The organism is Paracoccus sp. (in: a-proteobacteria) (assembly GCF_046462195.1).
In the GTDB taxonomy this organism is placed as follows: Bacteria; Pseudomonadota; Alphaproteobacteria; order Rhodobacterales; family Rhodobacteraceae; genus Paracoccus.
On record NZ_JBKGUN010000035.1, the window covers coordinates 1 to 20348 of the forward strand.

The window sequence follows — 20348 nt, forward strand, 5'->3', positions numbered from 1 at the left end:
GCGCGCGACGCGCCCGACGAGGACCGCATGCGGGTTCTGACCGGCGCGCAGATGATGATTGGCGTGGACCGGCTGGATTATTCCAAGGGCATTCCGCACCGGTTCCGGGCCTTTCAGTTGCTGCTGGAAAAGATCCCCGACCTGCACGAGAAGATCTCGTTCCTGCAGATCGCGCCGCCAACCCGCGGAGAGGTTGATGCCTATCAGACCATCCGTGAGGAAACCGAGCATCTGGCCGGGCGCATCAATGGCCAGTTTGCGACACTGAACTGGACGCCGATCCGGTTCATCCATCGGCCGTTTCCCCGCCATGTGCTGGCCGGGCTTTACCGGCAGGCCCGCATCGGGCTGGTGACCCCGCTGGCGGACGGCATGAACCTGGTGGCCAAGGAATATGTCGCGGCCCAGGATCCGGACGATCCCGGTGTGCTGATCCTGTCCCGCTTTGCCGGGGCTGCCGAAACCATGACCGAGGCACTGATCATCAACCCTCATGACCCTCATGACCTGGCGGTTGCCATGGCCCAGGCCATGCGGATGTCGCGCGAAGAGCGCCGCGATCGCCACGCGGCCCTGCTGGAGGATGTCATCAAGCACGACGTGGCCTGGTGGTCGGCAACCTATCTCAAGGCCTTGGGGGCCTAGCGAGCGAATCGGCACTGCGTCGCCTTATTGCCCGGTTGTCGGGCAAGCGGGCCGGTTTCTGCCCATGGGGCCGACAGTGGCAGGTCCGGGTGCCGCAATGCCGCATAGTGCGATGACAGCGTGCCGCCTCCGGTTCATGATGAAGGAACGAAGCGCGGGATTGCTTCGTGTCGCTCCTCCTCCGGTCTGGAAACGGACCCATTCCCAAGGTCGTCGGGCCTGCCGCATCCTCCTCCCTGCGGCAGGTCCGGCGGCCCCTTTGGGCCTAGTCGACCAGCGCCGCCACATAGCGCAGGGCCGCGCCATAGCCCGCCAGTCCCAGTCCCGCGATCACTCCGTCGGCGCGTTTCGAAACATAGGAATGGTGGCGGAAAGCCTCGCGCTTGTGGATCTGGCTGATATGAACCTCGATCACCGGGCCGTCGAAGGCATTCAGCGCATCCAGCACCGCGACGGAGGTATGTGTCAGCGCCGCCGGGTTGATGACGATGGCCGAGGCTTCCAGCCGCGCTTCGTGGATCCAGTCGACGATCTGGCCTTCCCAATTTGATTGCAGAAAGCGGATGTCATGGGGAGCGGCGGCCTTCCGGCACATCGCCTCCAGGTCGGCCAACGTTTCGCGGCCATAGATTTCAGGCTGCCGCTGGCCCAGCAGGTTCAGGTTCGGGCCGTTCAGGACAAAGATCAGCGACATGGGTCTTCCTCGAGATATGCGCCCTTGTTACCGCAAGGCCCGCGGCCTGTCAGCCGGGAAGGGCCGTGACCGGCGCGGCTTGTCCTTGCGGGTCGATCAGACGCAGCACGGGCGGGTTCGCTGTCAGCACCGCGATTGCACCCGGGCCTGCGGGTGGGCTGCTCCAGCGGGTGGCACCGTTGGGCGCCGTCAGGACCAGCCGGTCGCCCAGCATCTGCATCCGTCCCGGCCCGTCCGCCTGCCACAAGGAGTGGCCATTTCCCATCAGGCGCGGTCCTGTTTCGGGATCATTGAACAAGGCTGCCGCGCCATCGGCCGCCCACAGGGTTTGACCCGGCAGCAGGGAGGCCGTCAGGCGGTCGTTCGCCTGACATTCCCCTGCCAGACTGCGGGTCAGCAGGGCCGCCACCGCAGTCCCGTCCCATCCGTTATGAGCGACGGCGGCCCGCAGGATCATCAGCTTGGCCAGCGCGGCAACCGGGGTCAGATCCCCTGCACCGATGGCCCCTGTTTCGGCGATCCAAGCCCCGGCAGCATAATGAAACGCCCCCACCCGGCCGCGGATGGCGCGACTGGCGATCACGGTGGTCACGTCCTGCGCCTGTGCCCGCAGCAGCGCCTCGCGCATGCCCCCGCTGCCCGAAGGTACATTGCCTTCACCAAAACCCTCAAGGACCAAGCCCGTCGCGCCCGATGCCACGGCTGCGTCGATCATCTGCGCCAGCAAGGGGCGGGACCCTTGGTGATCGGCGGGAATGGCCGGGATCTGGACAATCCTCTGGCTGTTGATGCTTTCCGCAATGGCTTCAAGCTGCGCGCGAACCCTTGCCCGCGCGCCGAAATCGTCCAGCGACAGGGCGGGCGCGGCCGGGCCGGGCAGGGGAACCGCGGCCCCGTGCCGGATGCCGATCCCCGCCGTGGCGAGAGGCGGGCAGAAGGGGCTGTCGAAGGCCGCGAATTCCGTTGACGAGACCTTCAGGGCTCGCGACCCGCGCATCAGCAACCCGTCAAAGAAGATCGCCACCTCGGGCAGGCGCAACCGCGTGGCAGCCAGGGCCCCTGCCAGATTCGCAAAAGCATCGCTGCCGGCGTTCAGGGCAAGTCCTTCCGGCGTTTCGGTCAACAGGGGCAATTGGGATCCGGTCAGGATCACCGGCTTTGACAAGCAGGCCCGCGCCATTCCCAGACCGTCGAAGACGTTCAACAGCAGGGGCAGGGCCGCGCCGGAATAATCCATCGTGTCCGTGCCGTGCAGGATCACGAAACCGTCGTGGTCATCATAAAGATCCAGCACCCGCTGCGCCATCCTGCACCAGTCGATGGGGCGCAGGTCGGTGCTGTCCAGCGTGCCGGTTCCCTTGTCCGAGAAACGCAGGCCGGTGTCGAAGTGCAGATCATGGCCGGGCAGGGCGGCGGCCAGCGAGGGGCCCATCAGGTCCCTTGCCGCATTGGCGAAGCGGTCCGAGGACATGGGCGTCAGAGGCTGACCTGCGCAAGAGATCGTGCCGCCGGTGTTGATGATGCAGATCCGCATGAGGCTCCCTTTTCGACCGCTATAGGCCGGTCAGGGCCTGTCGATCCAGCCCCGCAGGAAGGATTCGATGTTCAGCGCCGGATCATCCGAAACCCAGCCATTCTCCTGCACGATCACCGTGCGCAAGCCGGCGGCACGGGGGATCTTGGCGGCAGCCCGGCCAAAGGCAGGCGTTGTGACGCGTAGCCCGCAGAGGGGGTCGTTCTCGTGCGCGTCCAGCCAAGGCCAGCACCAGCGCGCCCGGGGGCAAAGTCTCGAATACGCTCCAGCGCACGGTCAAGGGCCGCCAGCCAGTCCTCGTGCCCCGCGCTGATCGGCAGCGGCAGGGTCAGGTGGCATCCTTCGCCACTGCCCTGTTCCTGCGCATGGCCCAGATAGAAGAGATAAAGGCCTGCGGGTCGGCAGGAACTGAAACGGTCAACACATCAGCACGGTCGGCACAGATCTGCTGCGTTCCGTTGCCGTGGTGAACGTCGCTGTCCAGCACCGCGACGCTTGGATGATGGGTCCTGAGGGCTTGCGCAGCAACGGTGGCGTTGTTCAGGAAGCGATGGCTCGCCGTCGTATCGGCATCGGCGTGATGCCTATGCCGACAGCGAAGCGCTAGGCCACCTGCGCGCCCCGAACCACGGCCACGACCGCAGCCAACGCGCTGTCCACGCCGCGCAGGGCAGAGGAATAGATATTGCGCCCCAATAGGCAGCCAGTGTCCGCCATATGCCAGCCCGCGCGCCCGAGGATGCCGCAAGGATAGGTCTGCCGCCTTCTGCGGATGAAGGTTCGGCACCACCTCTGGACCTGCACCCGGCGCCGCCTGCCATTCGGCCCCTGTTCTTGCCAGGAAATCCAGATGGCGCGCCGTGTGGACCTGCCGCAGGGCGCGCGTGATCCCCTTCAGGGGGGATGGGCGACAATCAGGCCGCCATTCGATCCTCTTCAACAGACGAGCGCCCGGTTCGGGACTTCCTAGTCGGGTGGGGCCACGCCGCGCAGCATCCAGAACCTGGGATCGTGCAGCGCTTTCGGGGGTGGGAAAGCAGAGCAGGATCATGATGCCGAGGCCGCATTCCTGGCCGGATCAGGGCAAGCCTCAGAACCCCGAATGGGTTTCCAGAAAACTCGCCTCTTCGGCGGTGCTGTCGCGGCCGAGAACGCTGTTGCGGTGCGGAAAACGGCCGAAACGGGCGACGATGTCGCGATGCTCGCGCGCGAAATGCAGCGAGTGTTCATTGCCAAGCACCTCGTACAAGGTGACCGAGCGGTTCTGATCGGCCAGATCCTCGCTGTGCATGAAGGGCAGATAGAAGAACTGCCGCCGCTCCGGCGTCTGCTCCTGGTCATACCCCTCGTCCAGTGCGGTTCGAGCATGATGCAGCGCCAGCTCATTGCTTTCAAAGCTGCGGCCGCTGCCGCGAAAGATGTTGCGCGGGAACTGGTCCAGCGCGATCACCAGCGCCAGCGCGCTGTCGGCTCCGATCGACCAGTCCTCCAGCTGTCCTGCATGTGCGGCCTCGTAGGTATCGCCAAAATCGTCGCGGATGCAGGTATCGATATCATCCGACTTGGCAAACCAGTAAGGGCGCATCTCGTCCGAAAACCAGAAATCCAGTACCTGCTGCGCGGTCTTGATGGTCATGTCATTCTCCCTTGGAGTTGCCGTATGGGTCAAGGGTGGGCCCAATCGACCGAACGAGCAAGGGGATAGCTGTTCGTTTTCTGCGAACACCGGGTTGCTGGCCGCCTTGGTAGCGGCGGACGGCTCACATGGGCATCTTGGTCGGTGAAAGGAGGTGCGCCATGCCCTCGGGACTTCATCATGTAACGGCCATCACGCGCAACGTGCAGGCCAACGTCGACTTCTGGATGGATTTTCTGGGCCTGTCGCTGGTCAAGCAGACGGCCGGGTTCGAGGATGCGGAACAACTGCACCTGTTCTACGGCGATGCGGCTGGCAGCCCCGGGTCGCTGGTCAGCTTTCTTGTCTGGCAGGATGGCGCGCCCGGACGTGTGGGCCACGGTCAGGTGGCCGAGATCGCACTGGCGATCCCGCGCGGGCGGATCGGCGACTGGCTGACCCGCGCCATGCAGCGCGGCTTGCGGATCGAGGGACCGGCGCGGGAGTTTGACGCGCCCGTCCTGCGGCTGAAGGACCCGGACGGGATCATCGTCAAGCTGGTGGGTCTGGACCTGCCGGATGGCGGCTGGCCCGCGGCGCCTGTCCGTTTGCACGGTGTCACGATCTGGTCTGCGGATGTGGAGGCCACAGCGGCGTTTCTGGCGCCGTTCGGTTTTCGCGAAGGGCCGGCCGAGGGCGGCGTGCTGCGTTTGCAGTCTGACAGCGACGTGCTGGACATCCGTGACACGGCGGGCTTCGTTCCCAGTATTCCCGGCACGGGCATCATCGATCATGTGGCGCTGCGGGTGCCGGACCTTGCGGCCATTCGGCATCACCATGCGCGGTTGGGCGAGGTGACGGTTCATGACCGTGTTTATTTCACCTCGCTTTATGTGCGCGAACCGGCCGGCGCGTTGATCGAACTGGCAACCGACGGTCCCGGCATGGACGTGGATGAGGCACCGGCGGCCTTGGGCCGGACCCTGATGGTGCCGCCCCACGACAAGGATGATATCGAGCTGCGGCTGCGCTTGCCGCAATTCGCCCGCCCGGGCGAGGAAAGGAGACCCATGCGCGACCTGCCCTTTACCCACCGCCTCCATACCCCGGAGGATCCCGACGGATCAACGATCCTGCTGCTGCATGGCACCGGCGGGTCCGAAAGCGACCTGATGCCGCTGGCCCACCGCATCGTGCCGCGCGCTACGCTGCTGGGGGTCCGAGGCCGATCGGTCGAAGAGGGCGTGGCACGGTTCTTTCGCCGGCTGTCGATGGACCGTTTCGATCAGGACGACATACGGTCCGAGGCTGCAGCTTTTGCGGCCTTCTGGGATGGCGCGTTGTCGGCCTATGACCTGGATCCGGCGAGGCTGACGGTTCTGGGGTATTCGAACGGCGCGAATTTTGCCGGAGCGGTGATGGCGCTGTATCCCCGCATGATCCGCCGCGCCGTCCTGATGCGCCCGATGCCGGTGCTTGACCCGCTGCCAGCGGCCGATCTGGCCGGGGTTTCGGTGCTGACCCTGCGAGGGGCTGCTGATCCTTATGGCAGATATGCGCCTGCGTTGACCGATTGGCTGCACGTCAGCGGGGCAGAGGTCGAGGCAAAGGTAATTGCTGCCGGTCATGAACTGAGTACGGATGACCTGACCGAAGCCGCCGCTTGGCTGCACAAGGTCCAATGAAAAATGCCCCGCTGCCGGAGATCCGGCGGCGGGGCTTACTCTCGAATGGCAATTACGGCCTTATAACCCGTTTCTTGCGAACTGGTTCCCGGGCGAAACGGATTTTTCTCACTTTTGTCGTGAAGCCTGCCGCTCTGGGGCATGCCAAAAAAACGTGGCGCCATGACAGCGCAAGGTTTGGATGAGGCCAAGCATTGTCTTCCAAGCTGGCGCTTGGCCCCACACCTTCAAAACAACCAAAATCTTGAACCATGAGGGTTGCCCCTTGTGGGCCTGACGCCCATCGACCTGCCCGCTCCGGAAGAAGGCGAAAGCCGGAGTGCCGGGAAAGGCCGCTTGGTGCCTTCATCTGCAATCCCGTGATCAGAGGCTTGCCGCGAAGCCGGTCATGAACTCCGCCAAACGTTCACGGGTCCTGTCATCCGTCAGGTTTCCCTGATCATCGAACAGCCCGCTTGCCCGTGAAACCATCAGCCGCCCCTCGAACCATGGGCGCGTGTTGAGGGTACGCAGCACCGGCAGCCAGTGGGACTGGGCATGCGCGGTGCCGAAGTTGCCGGGAGAAGCACCGATGACAGCGACGGGCTTGCCCTTGAACAGGCGCAGACCTTCGCCGCGCGACATCCAGTCGATGGCGTTCTTGAACACGCCGGGGATACCGTTGTTGTATTCCGGGGTCACCAGCAGCAGCCCGTCAGCCGCTGCCAGCTGATCAGTCAGGGTCGTGACCGCAGGGGGAATGCCCTCGGCGGCCTCTCTGTCGCCATCGTAAAGCGGCACCTCGCGGATGCTGCCGATGGTCAGGCTCACCCCCGCAGGCGTGACCTGCTGCGCGGCACGCAGCAGGCCCCCGTTGATGGACGCCTGACGAAGGCTGCCTGAAAGTCCCAGGATGGTCGTCATGGCGTCGCTCCCTGTTTCAGGCCAAAGGTTTCAGGCCAGCCTCGATCTGCGCCCGCTTGACTTCCAGGAAGGGAGGCAGGGACAGGCCTTCGCCCATCGTGGCGCGCGGCTCATCCACGTCAAAGCCCGGTCCGTCGGTGGCCAGTTCGAACAGATTGCCGCCCGGCTCGCGGAAGTAAAGCGAACGGAAGTAGTAACGTTCGACCTCGCCCGAACTGGGAACGCGGTACTGGCCGACACGCCCGGTCCATTCCGTCAGTGCGGTTGTGTCGGGAACGCGGAAGGCGACATGGTGGACGCCGCCGGCCCCCTGACGCGCCTGCGGCAGGTCGGGTTGGACGGCGACATGCAACTCTGCCGCGGCGCCGCCTTCGCCCATTTCGAAAACATGAACCTGACCCTGACCGTCGGGACTGGCGTAATCGCGCACGCGGCGCATGTTCATCACCTGGGTCAGGACGGCCTCGGTGGGACGCAGGTCGGGAACCGAGATGGTGATGGGGCCCAGACCCTGGATCTGGTGTTCCGCGGGCACATCGCTTTTTTCCCAAGGCTGACCTTGGGGCTTGGGTGCCGCAACCAGTCGCAGGCGCTGGCCTTCCGGGTCCTCGACATCCAGGCTGGCCCGACCGTCCAGCGTGAGGACCTTGCCGGACGACACCCCGAGGTCCCTCAGGCGGCCTGCCCAGTAATCGAGGCTGGCTTCGGGGACGCGCAGTCCGGTATGCGTGATCGCGTTCGTACCGCGCCGTTCCCGTGCGGCGGGCCAGTCGAAGAAGGTGATGTCGGTGCCGGGCGTACCTGCACCATCGGCAAAGAACAGGTGATAGGCCGAGGTGTCGTCCTGGTTCACGGTCTTCTTGACCCGGCGCAGGCCAAGGGTCTGGGTATAGAAGCGGTTGTTGCCGGGCGCATCGGCCGTGATGGCAGTCAGGTGGTGAATTCCGGTCAGTTGCATGGGGTGGCTCCTTTCCTGGTGCTTGACGGCAATATGGGCCGACCGGAGTGTTCGCGGCACCCGGCGCAGGCGCAACGCGGCGTTCGGTTCTTGCGAACGGCGAAAGGGACGCTAAGCTGATCCCATGAACTGGACGATCACCGATATCAGGACCTTTCTGGCCGTCATGGATGCGGGCAGCATCTCGGGCGCTGCCGCACGGGGCGATCTGTCGAAATCCGTTGTCAGCAAGCGGATCAGCGATTTCGAGGCGGCGCTGGGGGTGGCGCTGTTCACGCGGCACGCGGGCCGGATCGCCCCCACCGACAGCGCACTGGCCCTGGCCGAGCGGCTGCGTCCCGCATTGGCCGAACTGGTGGCCGCAACCGAAAGCGTCACGGGCGCCGAGGCGGGATTGCGCGGGCGTCTGGCCATTGCCGCCCCCATGAGCTTTGGCATCCGGCACCTGGGTCCGGTCATGGCAGGCTTTGCCCGTGCGCATCCTGAACTGGAGATGGTTCTGGATTACGACGACCGCCAGATCGACCTGGGGCGCGCGGGTCATGACCTGGGGCTGCGGATCGGGCATCTGAAGGACAGCAGCCTGATGGCCCGACGCTTGTGCGAGGACCCGCGCGCACTGGTGGCCAGCCCGGACTACCTGGCGCTGCACGGAACGATCGACAGGCCGGCCGATCTGACGCGGCACGAGGCAATCGGTTACCTGAACGCGCGCATGGGCGAGATCTGGCCCTTTGGGTCGGAAGTTCCGCCACCGCGTCCCGGCCGCATCACGGCCAACAATGGCGAGGCCATGCGCGACATGGCGATCGGGGGTCTGGGTCTGGCGCTGCTGCCCCTGTTCATCGTTCACGACGCCCTGCGTGACGGACGGCTGGTGAGGGTCCTGCCAGATCTGCCACAGCAACCGCTGCCGATCAGCATGGTCTGGCCGCCGATCCGGCCGATGCCCCGCAAGACGCGCCTGTTCATCGACCATATCGCCAATGCCTTTGCCGAGGATCCCCCCTGGCAGCGCGGCGTCCTCCCAAATTCTGCAGCCGCCGCAGACGCCTGACGCGATTCTGGCCCGTTACCCGAAAACAGCGGCCCTTGGCCAAGAGAGCAAGATGTCAAAAATGCTGGTTGATCCGAATTCCCCGTTCTTTCGCCCGCTGTGGGTCCGGGTTCTGTGCGTGCTGCTGCCGCTGGTCTGGGCGGGGGTGGAGCTGGCCTCGGGCAGCCCGTTCTGGGCGATCCTGTTCGGCGCGGCCGGCATCTATCTGGGACTGGCGCTGTTCGTCTGGCGGCGCCCGGGGCGTTGAGGTCCGGGCGCCCCTGGTCACGCCCGCAGCGCGACTGCGCCCGTCAGCCAGGCATGGCCATTGGCAGGCAGTTCGAGGCGTCCGTCCCGCAGGCTGGCCATCACGGGGCCCGTCAGCGCGGCATCGCCCTCCACCTCGACCGTTACCGCGTCAGGGGACAGGTTGAAGACGCAGGTCAGCGCCTGACCGTCATGGCTGCGCTGGAAGGCCAGGATCGGTTCGGGCAGCTCCAGGAAACGGGTGCTGCCCCAGCGCAGGGACGGCTGCGCCTTGCGGAAGGCGATGGATGCCCGATAGCTGGAGAGGACGCTGTTGTTCAGTTCCTGCTGGGACGCCACGGCGCGAGCCGCCTGCGGTTCCTTGACCGGCAGCCAGGGCTGGCCTTCGGTGAATCCGGCATGGGGCTGCGAGGCGTCCCAGACCATCGGTGTGCGACAGCCGTCGCGTCCCTTGATCTCGGGCCAGTAGCGCAGGGCCGGCGGATCGGTCAGTTCCTCGAAAACCAGCTGTGTTTCCGTCTGGCCCAGTTCCTCGCCCTGATAAAGGCAGATGGTTCCCGGAAAGGACAACAGCAGCGCCGCCGATTGCCGCGCCAGCGCATCTGGGTCCTTTGCATATGCGCCCCAGCGGGTCACGTGCCGCACCACGTCATGGTTCGAGAACGACCAGCAGGAATGCGCGTTCGGGGCATGGTCGTGCACGCCTTCGATTGCCCCCCGGAAATGGCGGGCGCTGAAATGGGCGCTGAGCATCTCGAAGCTGTAGCACATGTGCAGCCGGTCCGTTCCGGCCGTGTATTCCGCCATGATGTCGATGGCGGTGCGGCCGTTGTCGCCCACCTCTCCGACCATCATGCGGTCGTCGAACTCGTCCGTAAGCGCCCGCATGCGTTTCAGGAAGGCAATGTTCTCGGGGCGGTTGCGGGAATGGACGTGCCGTTGCCAGGCATAGACGTCGGGACCGTCGTAATCGGAGTTCGGGGGGTTGTCGCGCAGCTGGTCGTCGTGGAAATAGAAGTTCACCGTATCCAGGCGGAAGCCGTCGACGCCGCGCTCCAGCCAGAAGCGCATCGTTTCCAGAAGGGCATCCTGGACCTCGCGATTCCACAGGTTCAGGTCGGGCTGCTGGATGAGGAAATTGTGCAGGTAATACTGTCGGCGGCGCGGCTCCCATTCCCAAGCATGGCCGCCAAAGACGGCCAGCCAGTTGTTCGGCGGGGTTCCGTCAGGATTGGGATCGGCCCAGACATACCAGTCGGCCTTGTCGTTGTCGCGGCTGGCGCGGCTTTCAATAAACCAGGGGTGCTTGTCACTGGAATGGCTGATGACCTGGTCGATGATCACCTTCAGGCCCAGTTGATGCGCACGCGCGATCAGCCTGTCGAAATCCTCCATCGTGCCGAAGATCGGGTCGATGCCGGTATAATCGGACACGTCATAGCCCATGTCCCTCATGGGCGAGGTGAAGACCGGCGACAGCCAGATGGCGTCCGCGCCCAGCCGGGCCACGTGATCCAGCCGCTGGGTGATGCCGGCCAGATCGCCCACCCCGTCACCGTCGCTGTCTTGAAAGCTGCGGGGATAGATCTGATAGATCACTGCGTCGCGCCACCATTCCGTCATGCGTCACCTTTTCCTTTCCGCGATTGTCGCGACATTGATGCATCACTCTGGCGGCACCCAAAAGGACCGAATAGCGTTGTTCCCATGATTGCTCGAATCCGTGATCGGGCGACATTGTCGGATAGGGGACAGATGACGCGACGTTTGCCGGCGTGCACCAAGCTTCATGACGCGCTGGCAAAGGCCCCGCGCCTGTCCCGGTCGGGGCAGCATGAACGGGCGTCCCGTCCGGCAGCAACATGCATTCGAGGATCTTTGGAAAAGGCGCGGTATCCAGCCTTTGGCTGTGCCCGCGTTCGTATTCGAAGCTCGGTTTTTACGAGGGGAGGAGATTATCATGGTGGACACACAGCGCATCACACGCCGGTCCATGGCCTTTGTGCTTGCAGGTGGCAGAGGCAGCCGCCTGAAGGAGCTGACGGACCGGCGCGTCAAGCCGGCCGTTTATTTCGGGGGCAAGACGCGGATCATCGATTTCGCGCTGTCGAACGCGATGAACTCGGGCATTCGCAAGATCGCGATTGCCACGCAATACAAGGCGCACAGCCTGATCCGGCATTGCCAGCGGGGCTGGAACTTCTTCCGGGCGGAACGGAACGAATTTCTGGACATCCTCCCCGCCAGCCAGCGTGTCTGCGAACATACCTGGTATCGCGGCACGGCTGATGCGGTCACGCAGAACATCGACATCGTGGACGATTACGATGTCGATTACATCGTCATCCTGGCGGGCGACCACATCTACAAGATGGATTACGAGGTCATGCTGTGCGAGCATGTGAAGAACGGTGCCGATGTCACCGTGGGGTGCCTGACCGTTCCGCGCGAGGAAGCCACGGCCTTTGGCGTCATGGACGTGGATGACACGGGCCGCATCGTGTCCTTTCTGGAAAAGCCCGCCGACCCTCCCGCAATGCCCGGCCATCCCGACAAGGCGCTGGCCTCGATGGGAATCTATGTCTTCAACTGGGCCTTTCTGCGCGACCTCCTGCTCCGGGATGCCGAAGATCCGAACTCCAGCCATGATTTCGGTCATGACCTGATCCCGGACATCGTGAAGAACGGCAAGGCGATGGCGCATCGTTTCGACGATTCCTGCGTCCGCGAGCCAGGGGCTCCGGCCTATTGGAAGGATGTGGGAACCATTGATGCCTTCTGGCAGGCCAATATCGCCTTGACGGATTTCACGCCCGAACTGAACCTGTGGGATACGGACTGGCCCATCTGGACCTATTCCGAGAGCACGCCGCCGGCCAAGTTCATCCATGACGAGATGGACCGCCGAGGGGTTGCGGTCTCGTCCATGGTGTCGGGGGGCTGCATCGTCTCGGGAACGGAGATCCGCAAGTCGCTGCTGTTCACCGAGGTGCATACGAACAGCTATGCGATCCTCGATCATGCGGTGGTGCTGCCTTATGTCACCGTCAATCGACGGGCGCGACTGCGCAATGTCGTGATCGATTCACGCGTGGTGATCCCCGAAGGATTGGTCGTGGGAGAGGACCCGCAGGACGATGCCCGCTGGTTCCGCGTCAGCGATCGTGGCATCACGCTGATCACGCAAGACATGCTGGACCGAAGGGCTGCCGCATTATGATTCAGGTTCTTTCCGTTGCTTCCGAATGTGCGCCTCTGGTCAAGACCGGGGGGCTGGCTGATGTCACGGGTGCCCTGCCCGGTGCACTGGCCGGGCAGGGGGTGCGCATGCGAACCCTGCTGCCCGGCTATCCGGCCGTGCTGGCGGCACTGGAGGAAGCGACGGAAGTCTGGTGGTTCGATGACCTTTTTGGCGGCCCCGCCTGGCTGCTGGAAGGACGGGCCGCGGGGCTGGACCTGCTGGTGATCAACGCCCCGCATCTTTTCGACAGGCCCGGCACCCCGTATCTGGATGCGGACGGTCGCGACTGGCCCGACAATCCCGAACGCTTTGCCGCCTTGTCATGGGTGGGCGCGCATGTCGCGGCACAGGGGGTGGGCGGCTGGCGGCCGCAGGTCCTCCACAGCCATGACTGGCAGGCGGGCTTTGCGCCTGAGTATTTGCATTATCGAGACGTGGATGACGTGCGCACGGTACTGACGATCCACAACATCGCCTTCACAGGTGCGACCGATCCGGGCCGGATCGCCTCCTTGCGCCTCGACTCATGGCGCTGCACCTCGGAAGGTTACGAGTTTTATGGCGCCATCTCTCCGCTGAAGGCGGGACTGATGGCGGCCGATGCGCTGACCACCGTTTCGCCAAGCTATGCCGAAGAACTGATGACGCCCGAATTCGGCATGGGGCTGGATGGCGTCATGCGCCACCGCCGCGATGTTCTGCACGGCATCCTGAACGGCATCGACGAAGAGGCTTGGAATCCCGCCGCTGATCCTGCCATTCCCGCCTATGGCGATCCGTCCGGCAAACCTGCCGCCAAGGCCGCGCTGCAGGCTGAACTGGGCCTGCCGCAGGCGCGGGGGCCCTTGTGCGTGATCGTGTCGCGGATGACGCATCAGAAGGGGCTGGATCTGGTGCTGGACGTGCTGCCCGATCTGCTGGACCTGGGGGGACAGCTGGCGGTGCTGGGTTCCGGCGACCCCGCATTGGAAGAAGCGTTCCGGCAGGCGGGCGCAGATCCCAATGTCGCCGTTCGGATCGGTTATGACGAGGCGTTCTCGCACCGCCTGATCGCGGGGGGCGATGCGATCCTGGTGCCGTCCCGGTTCGAGCCCTGCGGCCTGACACAGATGTACGGGCTGCGATACGGAACAATTCCGGTCGTGGCGCTGACGGGGGGGCTCGCCGATACGGTCATCAACGCATCGCCTGCTGCGCTGGCCCAGGGTGTGGCGACGGGCATCCAGTTCTCGCCTGTTACGGCGGTGGCCTTGTGCAACGCGCTGACCCGGCTGAACACGCTTTACGAGGATGGCGACAGCTGGCGGCGCCTGCAGGCCAATGCAATGGCGCAGCCGGTCGGCTGGTCGCAATCGGCCCGCGCCTATGCCGATCTTTACGCCCGTCTGATCGGGCAGCAATGACCCGATCCTGGGCGATGACGGCCGGGCAACCGGCGCCTCTCGGGGCCACGTTCGACGGCGCGGGAGTCAACTTCGCGCTCTTCTCTCAGCACGCCGAACGCGTGGTGCTGTGCCTGTTCGACGACCGCAACCACGAAACCCGGATCGACCTGCCCGAGCGCGAGGGTCATGTCTGGCATGGCCGCATCGAGGGGATGCGTCCCGGGCAATGCTATGGATATCGCGTCCATGGCCCCTATCGTCCGGCCGAAGGACACCGTTTCAACCCCAACAAGCTGCTCATCGATCCTTATGCCAAGCAACTGACCGGCACGCCTCACGTCCATGACGCCCTGCTGGGCTTTCGCGCAGGTCATGCCGAGGCCGACCTGTCCTTTGACCGCCGCGACAGCGCATCCCACATGCCGCGCTGCGTGGTGGTGGACCCCGTCTTCACCTGGGGCGATGACCGTCCCCTGCGCCGCCCGATGACCGAAACGGTGATCTATGAAGCGCATGTAAAGGGTCTGACCGCCGCGCGGCCCGACATTCCCCACGCGGGCAGCTATCTCGCCATGGCCTCGGACCCGGTGCTGGACCACCTGACGCGGCTCGGCATCACCGCGATCGAGCTGCTGCCCGTGCAAGCCTTTGCCGATGACCGGTTTCTGGCAGACAAGGGTATGCGGAATTATTGGGGCTACATGTCCTACGGGTTCTTTGCGCCAGAGCCGCGCTATATGCAGGCAGGCGATATTGCCGAGTTCCAGCAGATGGTCGCGCGTTTCCACAAGGCCGGGATCGAGGTGATCCTGGACGTGGTCTACAACCATACCGCCGAAGGGGACCACCTGGGGCCGACCTTGTCCTTTCGCGGCATCGACAACGCCGCGTATTACCGGCTGGCCGATGACCGGCGGTTCTACATCAACGAGGCGGGCACGGGAAACGTGCTGGACCTGGATCACCCGTTCGTCCTGCGGCTGGTCATGGACAGCCTGAGATACTGGGTGGAGGTCATGCATGTGGACGGATTCCGGTTCGACCTGTGTTCGGTGCTGGGCCGGACGCGCGGGGTCTTTGACCGGGACGGTCCCTTCTTTCGCGCGGTGCGGCAGGACCCGGTCCTGAACCGCGTCAAGCTGATCGCCGAGCCTTGGGACCTGGGCCCGCAGGGCTATCAGCTGGGCTCCTGTCCGGCGCCCTTTGCCGAATGGAACGACCGTTATCGCGACCAGATCCGCGGCTTCTGGCGTGGCGACGCGGGACTGATCGGCAAGCTGGCCAAGCGCATCGCGGGATCGGCGGCCCGGTTTGACCATGACGGGCGCGCGGCCACGTCCTCGGTCAACTTCATCGCGGCCCATGACGGTTTCACGCTGATGGACACGGTCAGTTACGCTTCGAAGCACAATGACGCCAATGGCGAAAACAATCGTGACGGCCACAACCACAACATCTCGGACAACATGGGGGTCGAGGGGCCGACGGACGATCCCGTGATCTTGGCCCGCCGAGATCGCCGCCGGCGCAACCTGATCGCCACGCTGATGCTGTCCCAAGGCACACCGATGCTGCTGGCCGGGGACGAACTGGGCAATTCCCAGAACGGCAACAACAACGCCTATGCCCAGGACAACTCCTTGGGATGGGTGAACTGGGACGGTGCCGATGCGGCCTTTATTGATTTTGTGCGCCGTGTCATTGCGTTTCGGCGGACCCATCCGATCCTGCGGCAGAAACGGTTCCTGCACAGCCACCCGCGGGAACAGGATGGGTTGCCCGACCTGTTCTGGCGCTGCGCGAATGGTTCCCCGATGACGGCCGAGGACTGGAACAACCGCGACCTGTCCCTGCTGGCGGCGGAAATGCGCATGGCCTCGGGGACGCCCTCCTATGCGGCATTGCCGGGGGCGGTGTTCCTGGTCTTCAACAATGGACCTGACGTTGATGTGCGGCTGCCTGATGCCCAAGGCGGACAGTGGCGCCGTCGCCTGGACAGCGGGCAGGATAACGAGGTGGATGCCCCGGCGCTGGACTCTGTTCTTGTCGCCGCCGAAACTGTGGTGGCCTTCGTGCTGACTCTCACAGAGCCTGATCCTTGATGAAAACCCCGACCTCTTCGATCCTTGACATGCGATTGGCCCGCAGCGCGCCCGACCTGTGGCCCGTGCTGGAGCGTCTTTACGGGCAGCGCCCCGATTTCGACACCTTTCGCGCCGATCTGGAGGATGCCCTGCGCGAAGGCTGGGCCGCTCGTCCCGCCGAGCTGAAGCGTCTGGATCTGCAGCGCGATCTGGAGCCAGACTGGTTCCAGCGGGCGGACATGGTCGGCTATGTCTTTTATATCGACCGCTTTGCAGGCACGCTGCCGGGGGTGCATCGGCGGCTGGATTACCTGCAGGATCTGGGCGTCAGCTATGTGCATCTGATGCCCTGCCTGATGCCGCGGCCGGGCGACAGCGACGGGGGCTATTCGGTCCTGGACTACCGGCAGGTGAACCCTGTCCATGGGCGAATGGCTGATCTGGCGCGGCTGGCGGGCAGTCTGCGCGACCGTGGCATGTCGCTCTGCGTCGACCTGGTGCTGAACCACACCGCCAAGGAGCACGACTGGGCACAGCGTGCCGCAGCAGGCGATCCCGAATATCAGGACATGTACCTGATGTTCGACGACGATGCGCTGCCGCGCGCTTATGAGCAGACGCTGATCGAGATCTTTCCCGATACGGCCCCGGGCAGTTTCACCCATTATCCGGTTTTCGGAAAATGGGTCTGGACGACCTTCAACGAACATCAGTGGGACCTGAACTGGGCCAATCCGCGCGTCTTCCTGGAGATGGTCCGGATCATGCTGAACCTGGCCAACAAGGGCGTCGACGTGCTGCGCCTGGACGCCGTGGCCTTCATGTGGAAGCGCATGGGCACCACCTGCCAGAGCCAGCCCGAGGTGCACCTGCTGCTGCGCGCGCTTCGTGCCTGTACCCGCATCGCGGCCAACGCAGTGATCCATCTGGAAGAGGCGATCGTCCGCCCGGCTGAGATGCTGACCTATTTCGGACGGGGCGAACATGACGGGCGGGAAGGAAATCTGGCCTATCACAACAGCTTGATGGTCCAGTACTGGTCCGCGCTGGCCAGTCGCGACACGCGCCTGATGACCCATGTGTTGAAGACACATTTTCCGCCCGTGCTGACAAATGCCACCTATGCCACCTATATCCGCTGTCATGACGACATCGGCTGGGCCGTGACTGACGAGGATGCGGCGGCGGTGGGCCTGTCCGGGCCGGCGCATCGGGCGTTTCTGTCGGATTTTTATGACGGCAGCTTTCCGGGCAGCTTCGCTCGCGGTACCCTGTTCCAGGTCAATCCTGACACGGGGGACCGGCGCATCTCGGGCAGCTTTGCGTCATTGGCCGGGCTGGAATCCGGGGAAACGGACGTGGCGGTCGAGCGGATCCTGATGGGACATGCGCTGATTGCATGCTTTGGTGGCATTCCCCTGATCTACATGGGCGATGAACTGGGTCTTTTGAACGACGGGGGCTATGTCGATGTGCCGGAACATGCCCATGACAGCCGCTGGATTCATCGGCCTGTCATGGACTGGGACCGCGCCCGGCGTGCCGCCGCGGATCCTGCCAGTCCCGAAGGCCGGATCCTGCAGGGCACCCGTGCCATCCTGCAGCGGCGCAAGGCGTGCAGCAGGCTGCATGGTGGGCATCCAACCGACATTTTGGACACAGGGCAGCCGGCAATCCTTGCCTTTGCCCGTCGTGCGCCTCAAGGCACCATTCTATGCCTTTTCAACTTTAGCGAAAGCTGGCAACAGGTCAGCGGCCATTGGTTGCGCTTGAAAGGCGTGGTGGACATGTGCGATCTGTTGTCGGACAAGACAATGGCGCTGCATGACGACATGCTGGCCTTGCCGCCCTACGGCCGCTTCTGGTTGTCCTGATACCCTAGCCCGAGAGGCCGAAATGACCCTTGCTTTGACGGCGCAGGACCTGCGCGACAAGATCATGTATCACCTGACCCACACGCAGGGCCGGGGCCCGGAATTTGCGACGGTCTTCGATTGGCGCCTTGCCGTCAGCTATACCGTGCGTGACCTGATGGTGGATCCCTGGGTGGCGGCGATCCGCGCGGCGCGCGATCAGGGGGCCAAGCGGGTTTATTACCTGTCGATGGAATTCCTGATCGGACGTATGCTGGGTGATGCGATCATCAACCTGAACCTTGAACCCGCAATGGCCGAGGCGCTTGGGCTTCTTGGCCTGGACGAACAGGCGATCCTGAACAACGAACCCGATGCGGCCCTGGGCAACGGTGGCTTGGGCCGGCTGGCCGCCTGCTTCATGGAGTCGCTGTCGTCCTTGCAGTGTCCTGCCTATGGCTATGGCATCCGGTACGAACACGGGCTGTTCCGCCAGCGCTTCGAAGGCGGTCAGCAGGTCGAGACCCCGGAGGACTGGTTGAACCAGCCCCACCCTTGGGAATTCGTGCGGCTCGACTACAGCTATGAGATCGGCTTCAAGGGACAGGTCGAGACGATCGACGGCCGCCCGGTCTGGCGTCCGACCGAGAGCGTCATCGCGCGCGCCTATGACACGCCGGTGATCGGCTGGGGCGGGACCTGGGCCAACAGCCTGCGCCTGTGGGGTGCCCATCCCACGACGCTGCTGGACCTGCCGCGCTTCAACGCCGGCGATTATGCGGCTGCGGCCGAGCCCGAGGCTCTGGCCCGCACCCTGTCGCGCGTTCTTTATCCGGACGACACGACCGAATCGGGCAAGGAGCTGCGGCTGAAGCAGGAGTTTTTCTTGACCTCGGCTGCGCTGCAGGACATCCTGCGCCGCTTCATGGTCGAGCATGGCGATCTGGAGATCCTTCCCGAAAAGGTGGCGATCCAGCTGAACGACACCCATCCTGCCATCGCCGGCCCTGAACTGATCCGCCTGCTAATGGACGAACATGGCCTTCCGTTCGAACGGGCGCGCGATCTGGCGCGGGGAACGCTGAACTATACGAACCACACCCTTCTGCCCGAAGCGCTGGAGCGGTGGTCCACTTGGCTGATGGGCCGTGTCCTGCCGCGCCACATGCAGATCATCCAGATGATCGACGAGGATCATCGCCTGTCGACGAATCGCCCGCTGAACGTGGGCATCGTCCATGGCGATCAAGTGCACATGGGGGAACTGGCCTTCATCATGGCCAGCAAGGTCAACGGCGTGTCGGCCCTGCATACGGATCTGGTCAAGGACACCGTCTTTGCCGACCTGCACCGGCTGCATCCCGAGCGCATCGTGAACCAGACCAATGGTGTCACGCCGCGCCGCTGGCTGCGCATGGCCAACGCACCGTTGACGCGGCTTCTGGACGATACGATCGGCAATGGCTGGACGGCGGATCTCGATCAGCTGAAGGGTCTGGAGCCTCATGCCGAGGATGCCGGTTTCCGCGAGTTCCTGCGCGGCGCCAAGCGTGAAAACAAGGTCGTGCTGTCGAACGGGCTGCTGGCGGATCTGGGGGTCAAGGCCGATCCCGATGCTATTTTCGACATCCAGATCAAGCGCATGCATGAATACAAGCGCCAGCTTCTGAACGTGCTGGAGGCGGTTGCCCTTTGGCGGCGTATCCACGACGATCCCAACGGCAACTGGACTCCCCGCATCAAGATATTCGGCGGCAAGGCTGCGCCGGGTTATTGGCTGGCCAAGACGGTGATCCACCTGATCAATGACGTGGCCTCCACGATCAACAGTGACCCGGTCACATCGAAGTTCCTGCAGATCGCCTATCCGCCGAACTACAACGTCTCGATGGCCGAACGCCTGATCCCGGCAGCGGACTTGTCCGAACAGATCAGCACTGCGGGCAAGGAAGCCTCGGGCACCGGCAACATGAAGTTCACCATGAACGGTGCCCTGACCATCGGAACGCTGGATGGCGCCAACGTGGAAATCCGCGAGCATGTGGGACCGGAGAACTTTTTCCTGTTCGGCCTGAACGCGGAAGAAGCCGAGGCGGAAAAGGCCAAACCCGGACATGCCCGCGCCGCGATCGAGCGCAGCGAAGATCTGAAGATCGCGCTTCAGCTTATTGCCGAAGGACGGTTCGGCCGCGCCGAAAGCTATTACTCGCTGTTGGACCGGACCTGGAACGACGACCCGTTCCTGGTCGCTTCGGATTTCGAGGCGTATTTTGCGACCCAGCGGCAGGTTGACCGGGCTTATGGCGACAAGGCGGGCTGGGACCGGATGGCGGCACTGAACATTGCGCGGTCGGGCTTCTTTTCATCGGACCGGACGATCCGCGGGTATATGCGCGACATCTGGCACAGCGTGCCGGTCGTGGCGGGATAAGCAGAAGGCCCCCGTTG

The 20348-nt window shown here is 64.2% G+C and carries 16 protein-coding genes; 9 read left to right on the plus strand and 7 right to left on the minus strand.

Annotated elements, in window-relative coordinates:
- A partial coding sequence (locus ACLHHB_RS02355; protein ID WP_410216675.1) for a trehalose-6-phosphate synthase occupies window positions 1-645 on the plus strand: 645 nt, incomplete at its 5' end.
- Between the two features lie 265 nt (window positions 646-910).
- Here the strand turns inward: ACLHHB_RS02355 and aroQ are convergent.
- From aroQ to ACLHHB_RS02375, 4 genes are all read right to left on the minus strand, one after another.
- Entirely contained in the window at window positions 911-1339 is a 429-nt protein-coding gene (gene aroQ / locus ACLHHB_RS02360; protein ID WP_410216676.1) for a type II 3-dehydroquinate dehydratase, read from the minus strand.
- Between the two features lie 49 nt (window positions 1340-1388).
- On the minus strand, window positions 1389-2873 hold the full coding sequence (locus ACLHHB_RS02365; RefSeq protein WP_410216677.1) for an asparaginase domain-containing protein: 1485 nt from the start codon (window positions 2871-2873) through the stop codon (window positions 1389-1391).
- 328 nt (window positions 2874-3201) lie between these two features.
- Window positions 3202-3417 (minus strand): hypothetical protein, encoded by a 216-nt coding sequence (locus ACLHHB_RS02370; protein WP_410216697.1) that lies wholly within the window; start codon window positions 3415-3417, stop codon window positions 3202-3204.
- Window positions 3418-3963: 546 nt separating this feature from the next.
- Window positions 3964-4509 (minus strand): DUF924 family protein, encoded by a 546-nt coding sequence (locus tag ACLHHB_RS02375; RefSeq protein WP_410216678.1) that lies wholly within the window; start codon window positions 4507-4509, stop codon window positions 3964-3966.
- Window positions 4510-4670: 161 nt separating this feature from the next.
- On the opposite strand from ACLHHB_RS02375, the gene ACLHHB_RS02380 reads away from it, so the two are divergent.
- Window positions 4671-6173, plus strand: coding sequence for a VOC family protein (locus tag ACLHHB_RS02380; RefSeq protein ID WP_410216679.1), 1503 nt, complete (start codon window positions 4671-4673; stop codon window positions 6171-6173).
- Between the two features lie 363 nt (window positions 6174-6536).
- On the opposite strand, the gene ACLHHB_RS02385 is transcribed toward ACLHHB_RS02380, so the two are convergent.
- Complete coding sequence (locus tag ACLHHB_RS02385; protein WP_410216680.1) at window positions 6537-7076, minus strand: NADPH-dependent FMN reductase; 540 nt, start codon at window positions 7074-7076, stop codon at window positions 6537-6539.
- A 16-nt stretch (window positions 7077-7092) separates the two neighbouring features.
- The gene (locus tag ACLHHB_RS02390) at window positions 7093-8034 is read right to left on the minus strand and encodes a ring-cleaving dioxygenase (protein WP_410216681.1); all 942 of its coding nucleotides are present in this window, start codon (window positions 8032-8034) and stop codon (window positions 7093-7095) included.
- Between the two features lie 124 nt (window positions 8035-8158).
- Here ACLHHB_RS02390 and ACLHHB_RS02395 point away from each other — a divergent pair, with 124 nt between their 5' ends.
- On the plus strand, window positions 8159-9091 hold the full coding sequence (locus ACLHHB_RS02395) for a LysR family transcriptional regulator (RefSeq protein ID WP_410216682.1): 933 nt from the start codon (window positions 8159-8161) through the stop codon (window positions 9089-9091).
- Window positions 9092-9152: 61 nt separating this feature from the next.
- Entirely contained in the window at window positions 9153-9338 is a 186-nt protein-coding gene (locus ACLHHB_RS02400; protein ID WP_410216683.1) for a hypothetical protein, read from the plus strand.
- Window positions 9339-9355: 17 nt separating this feature from the next.
- Here the strand turns inward: ACLHHB_RS02400 and ACLHHB_RS02405 are convergent, their stop codons facing one another.
- Window positions 9356-10960, minus strand: coding sequence for an alpha-glucosidase (locus ACLHHB_RS02405; RefSeq protein ID WP_410216684.1), 1605 nt, complete (start codon window positions 10958-10960; stop codon window positions 9356-9358).
- Between the two features lie 337 nt (window positions 10961-11297).
- Here ACLHHB_RS02405 and glgC point away from each other — a divergent pair, with 337 nt between their 5' ends.
- Genes glgC through ACLHHB_RS02430 form a run of 5 tightly spaced genes read left to right on the plus strand, consistent with a single transcriptional unit; the run spans window position 11298 to window position 20331 of the window.
- On the plus strand, window positions 11298-12557 hold the full coding sequence (gene glgC / locus ACLHHB_RS02410) for a glucose-1-phosphate adenylyltransferase (RefSeq protein WP_410216685.1): 1260 nt from the start codon (window positions 11298-11300) through the stop codon (window positions 12555-12557).
- Complete coding sequence (gene glgA, locus ACLHHB_RS02415; RefSeq protein WP_410216686.1) at window positions 12554-13981, plus strand: glycogen synthase GlgA; 1428 nt, start codon at window positions 12554-12556, stop codon at window positions 13979-13981. Before glgC ends, glgA begins: the two co-directional genes overlap by 4 nt.
- A complete protein-coding gene (gene glgX, locus ACLHHB_RS02420) occupies window positions 13978-16065 on the plus strand; it encodes a glycogen debranching protein GlgX (protein ID WP_410216687.1) in 2088 nt (695 codons plus the stop codon). The genes glgA and glgX overlap by 4 nt, the downstream gene beginning before the upstream one ends.
- Window positions 16065-17921 (plus strand): alpha-amylase family glycosyl hydrolase, encoded by a 1857-nt coding sequence (locus ACLHHB_RS02425; protein ID WP_410216688.1) that lies wholly within the window; start codon window positions 16065-16067, stop codon window positions 17919-17921. The genes glgX and ACLHHB_RS02425 overlap by 1 nt, the downstream gene beginning before the upstream one ends.
- A 22-nt stretch (window positions 17922-17943) precedes the next feature.
- Window positions 17944-20331: a glycogen/starch/alpha-glucan phosphorylase gene (locus ACLHHB_RS02430; RefSeq protein ID WP_410216689.1), complete on the plus strand. Its 2388-nt coding sequence runs from the start codon at window positions 17944-17946 to the stop codon at window positions 20329-20331.
- The last annotated feature ends 17 nt before the right edge of the window (window positions 20332-20348 follow it).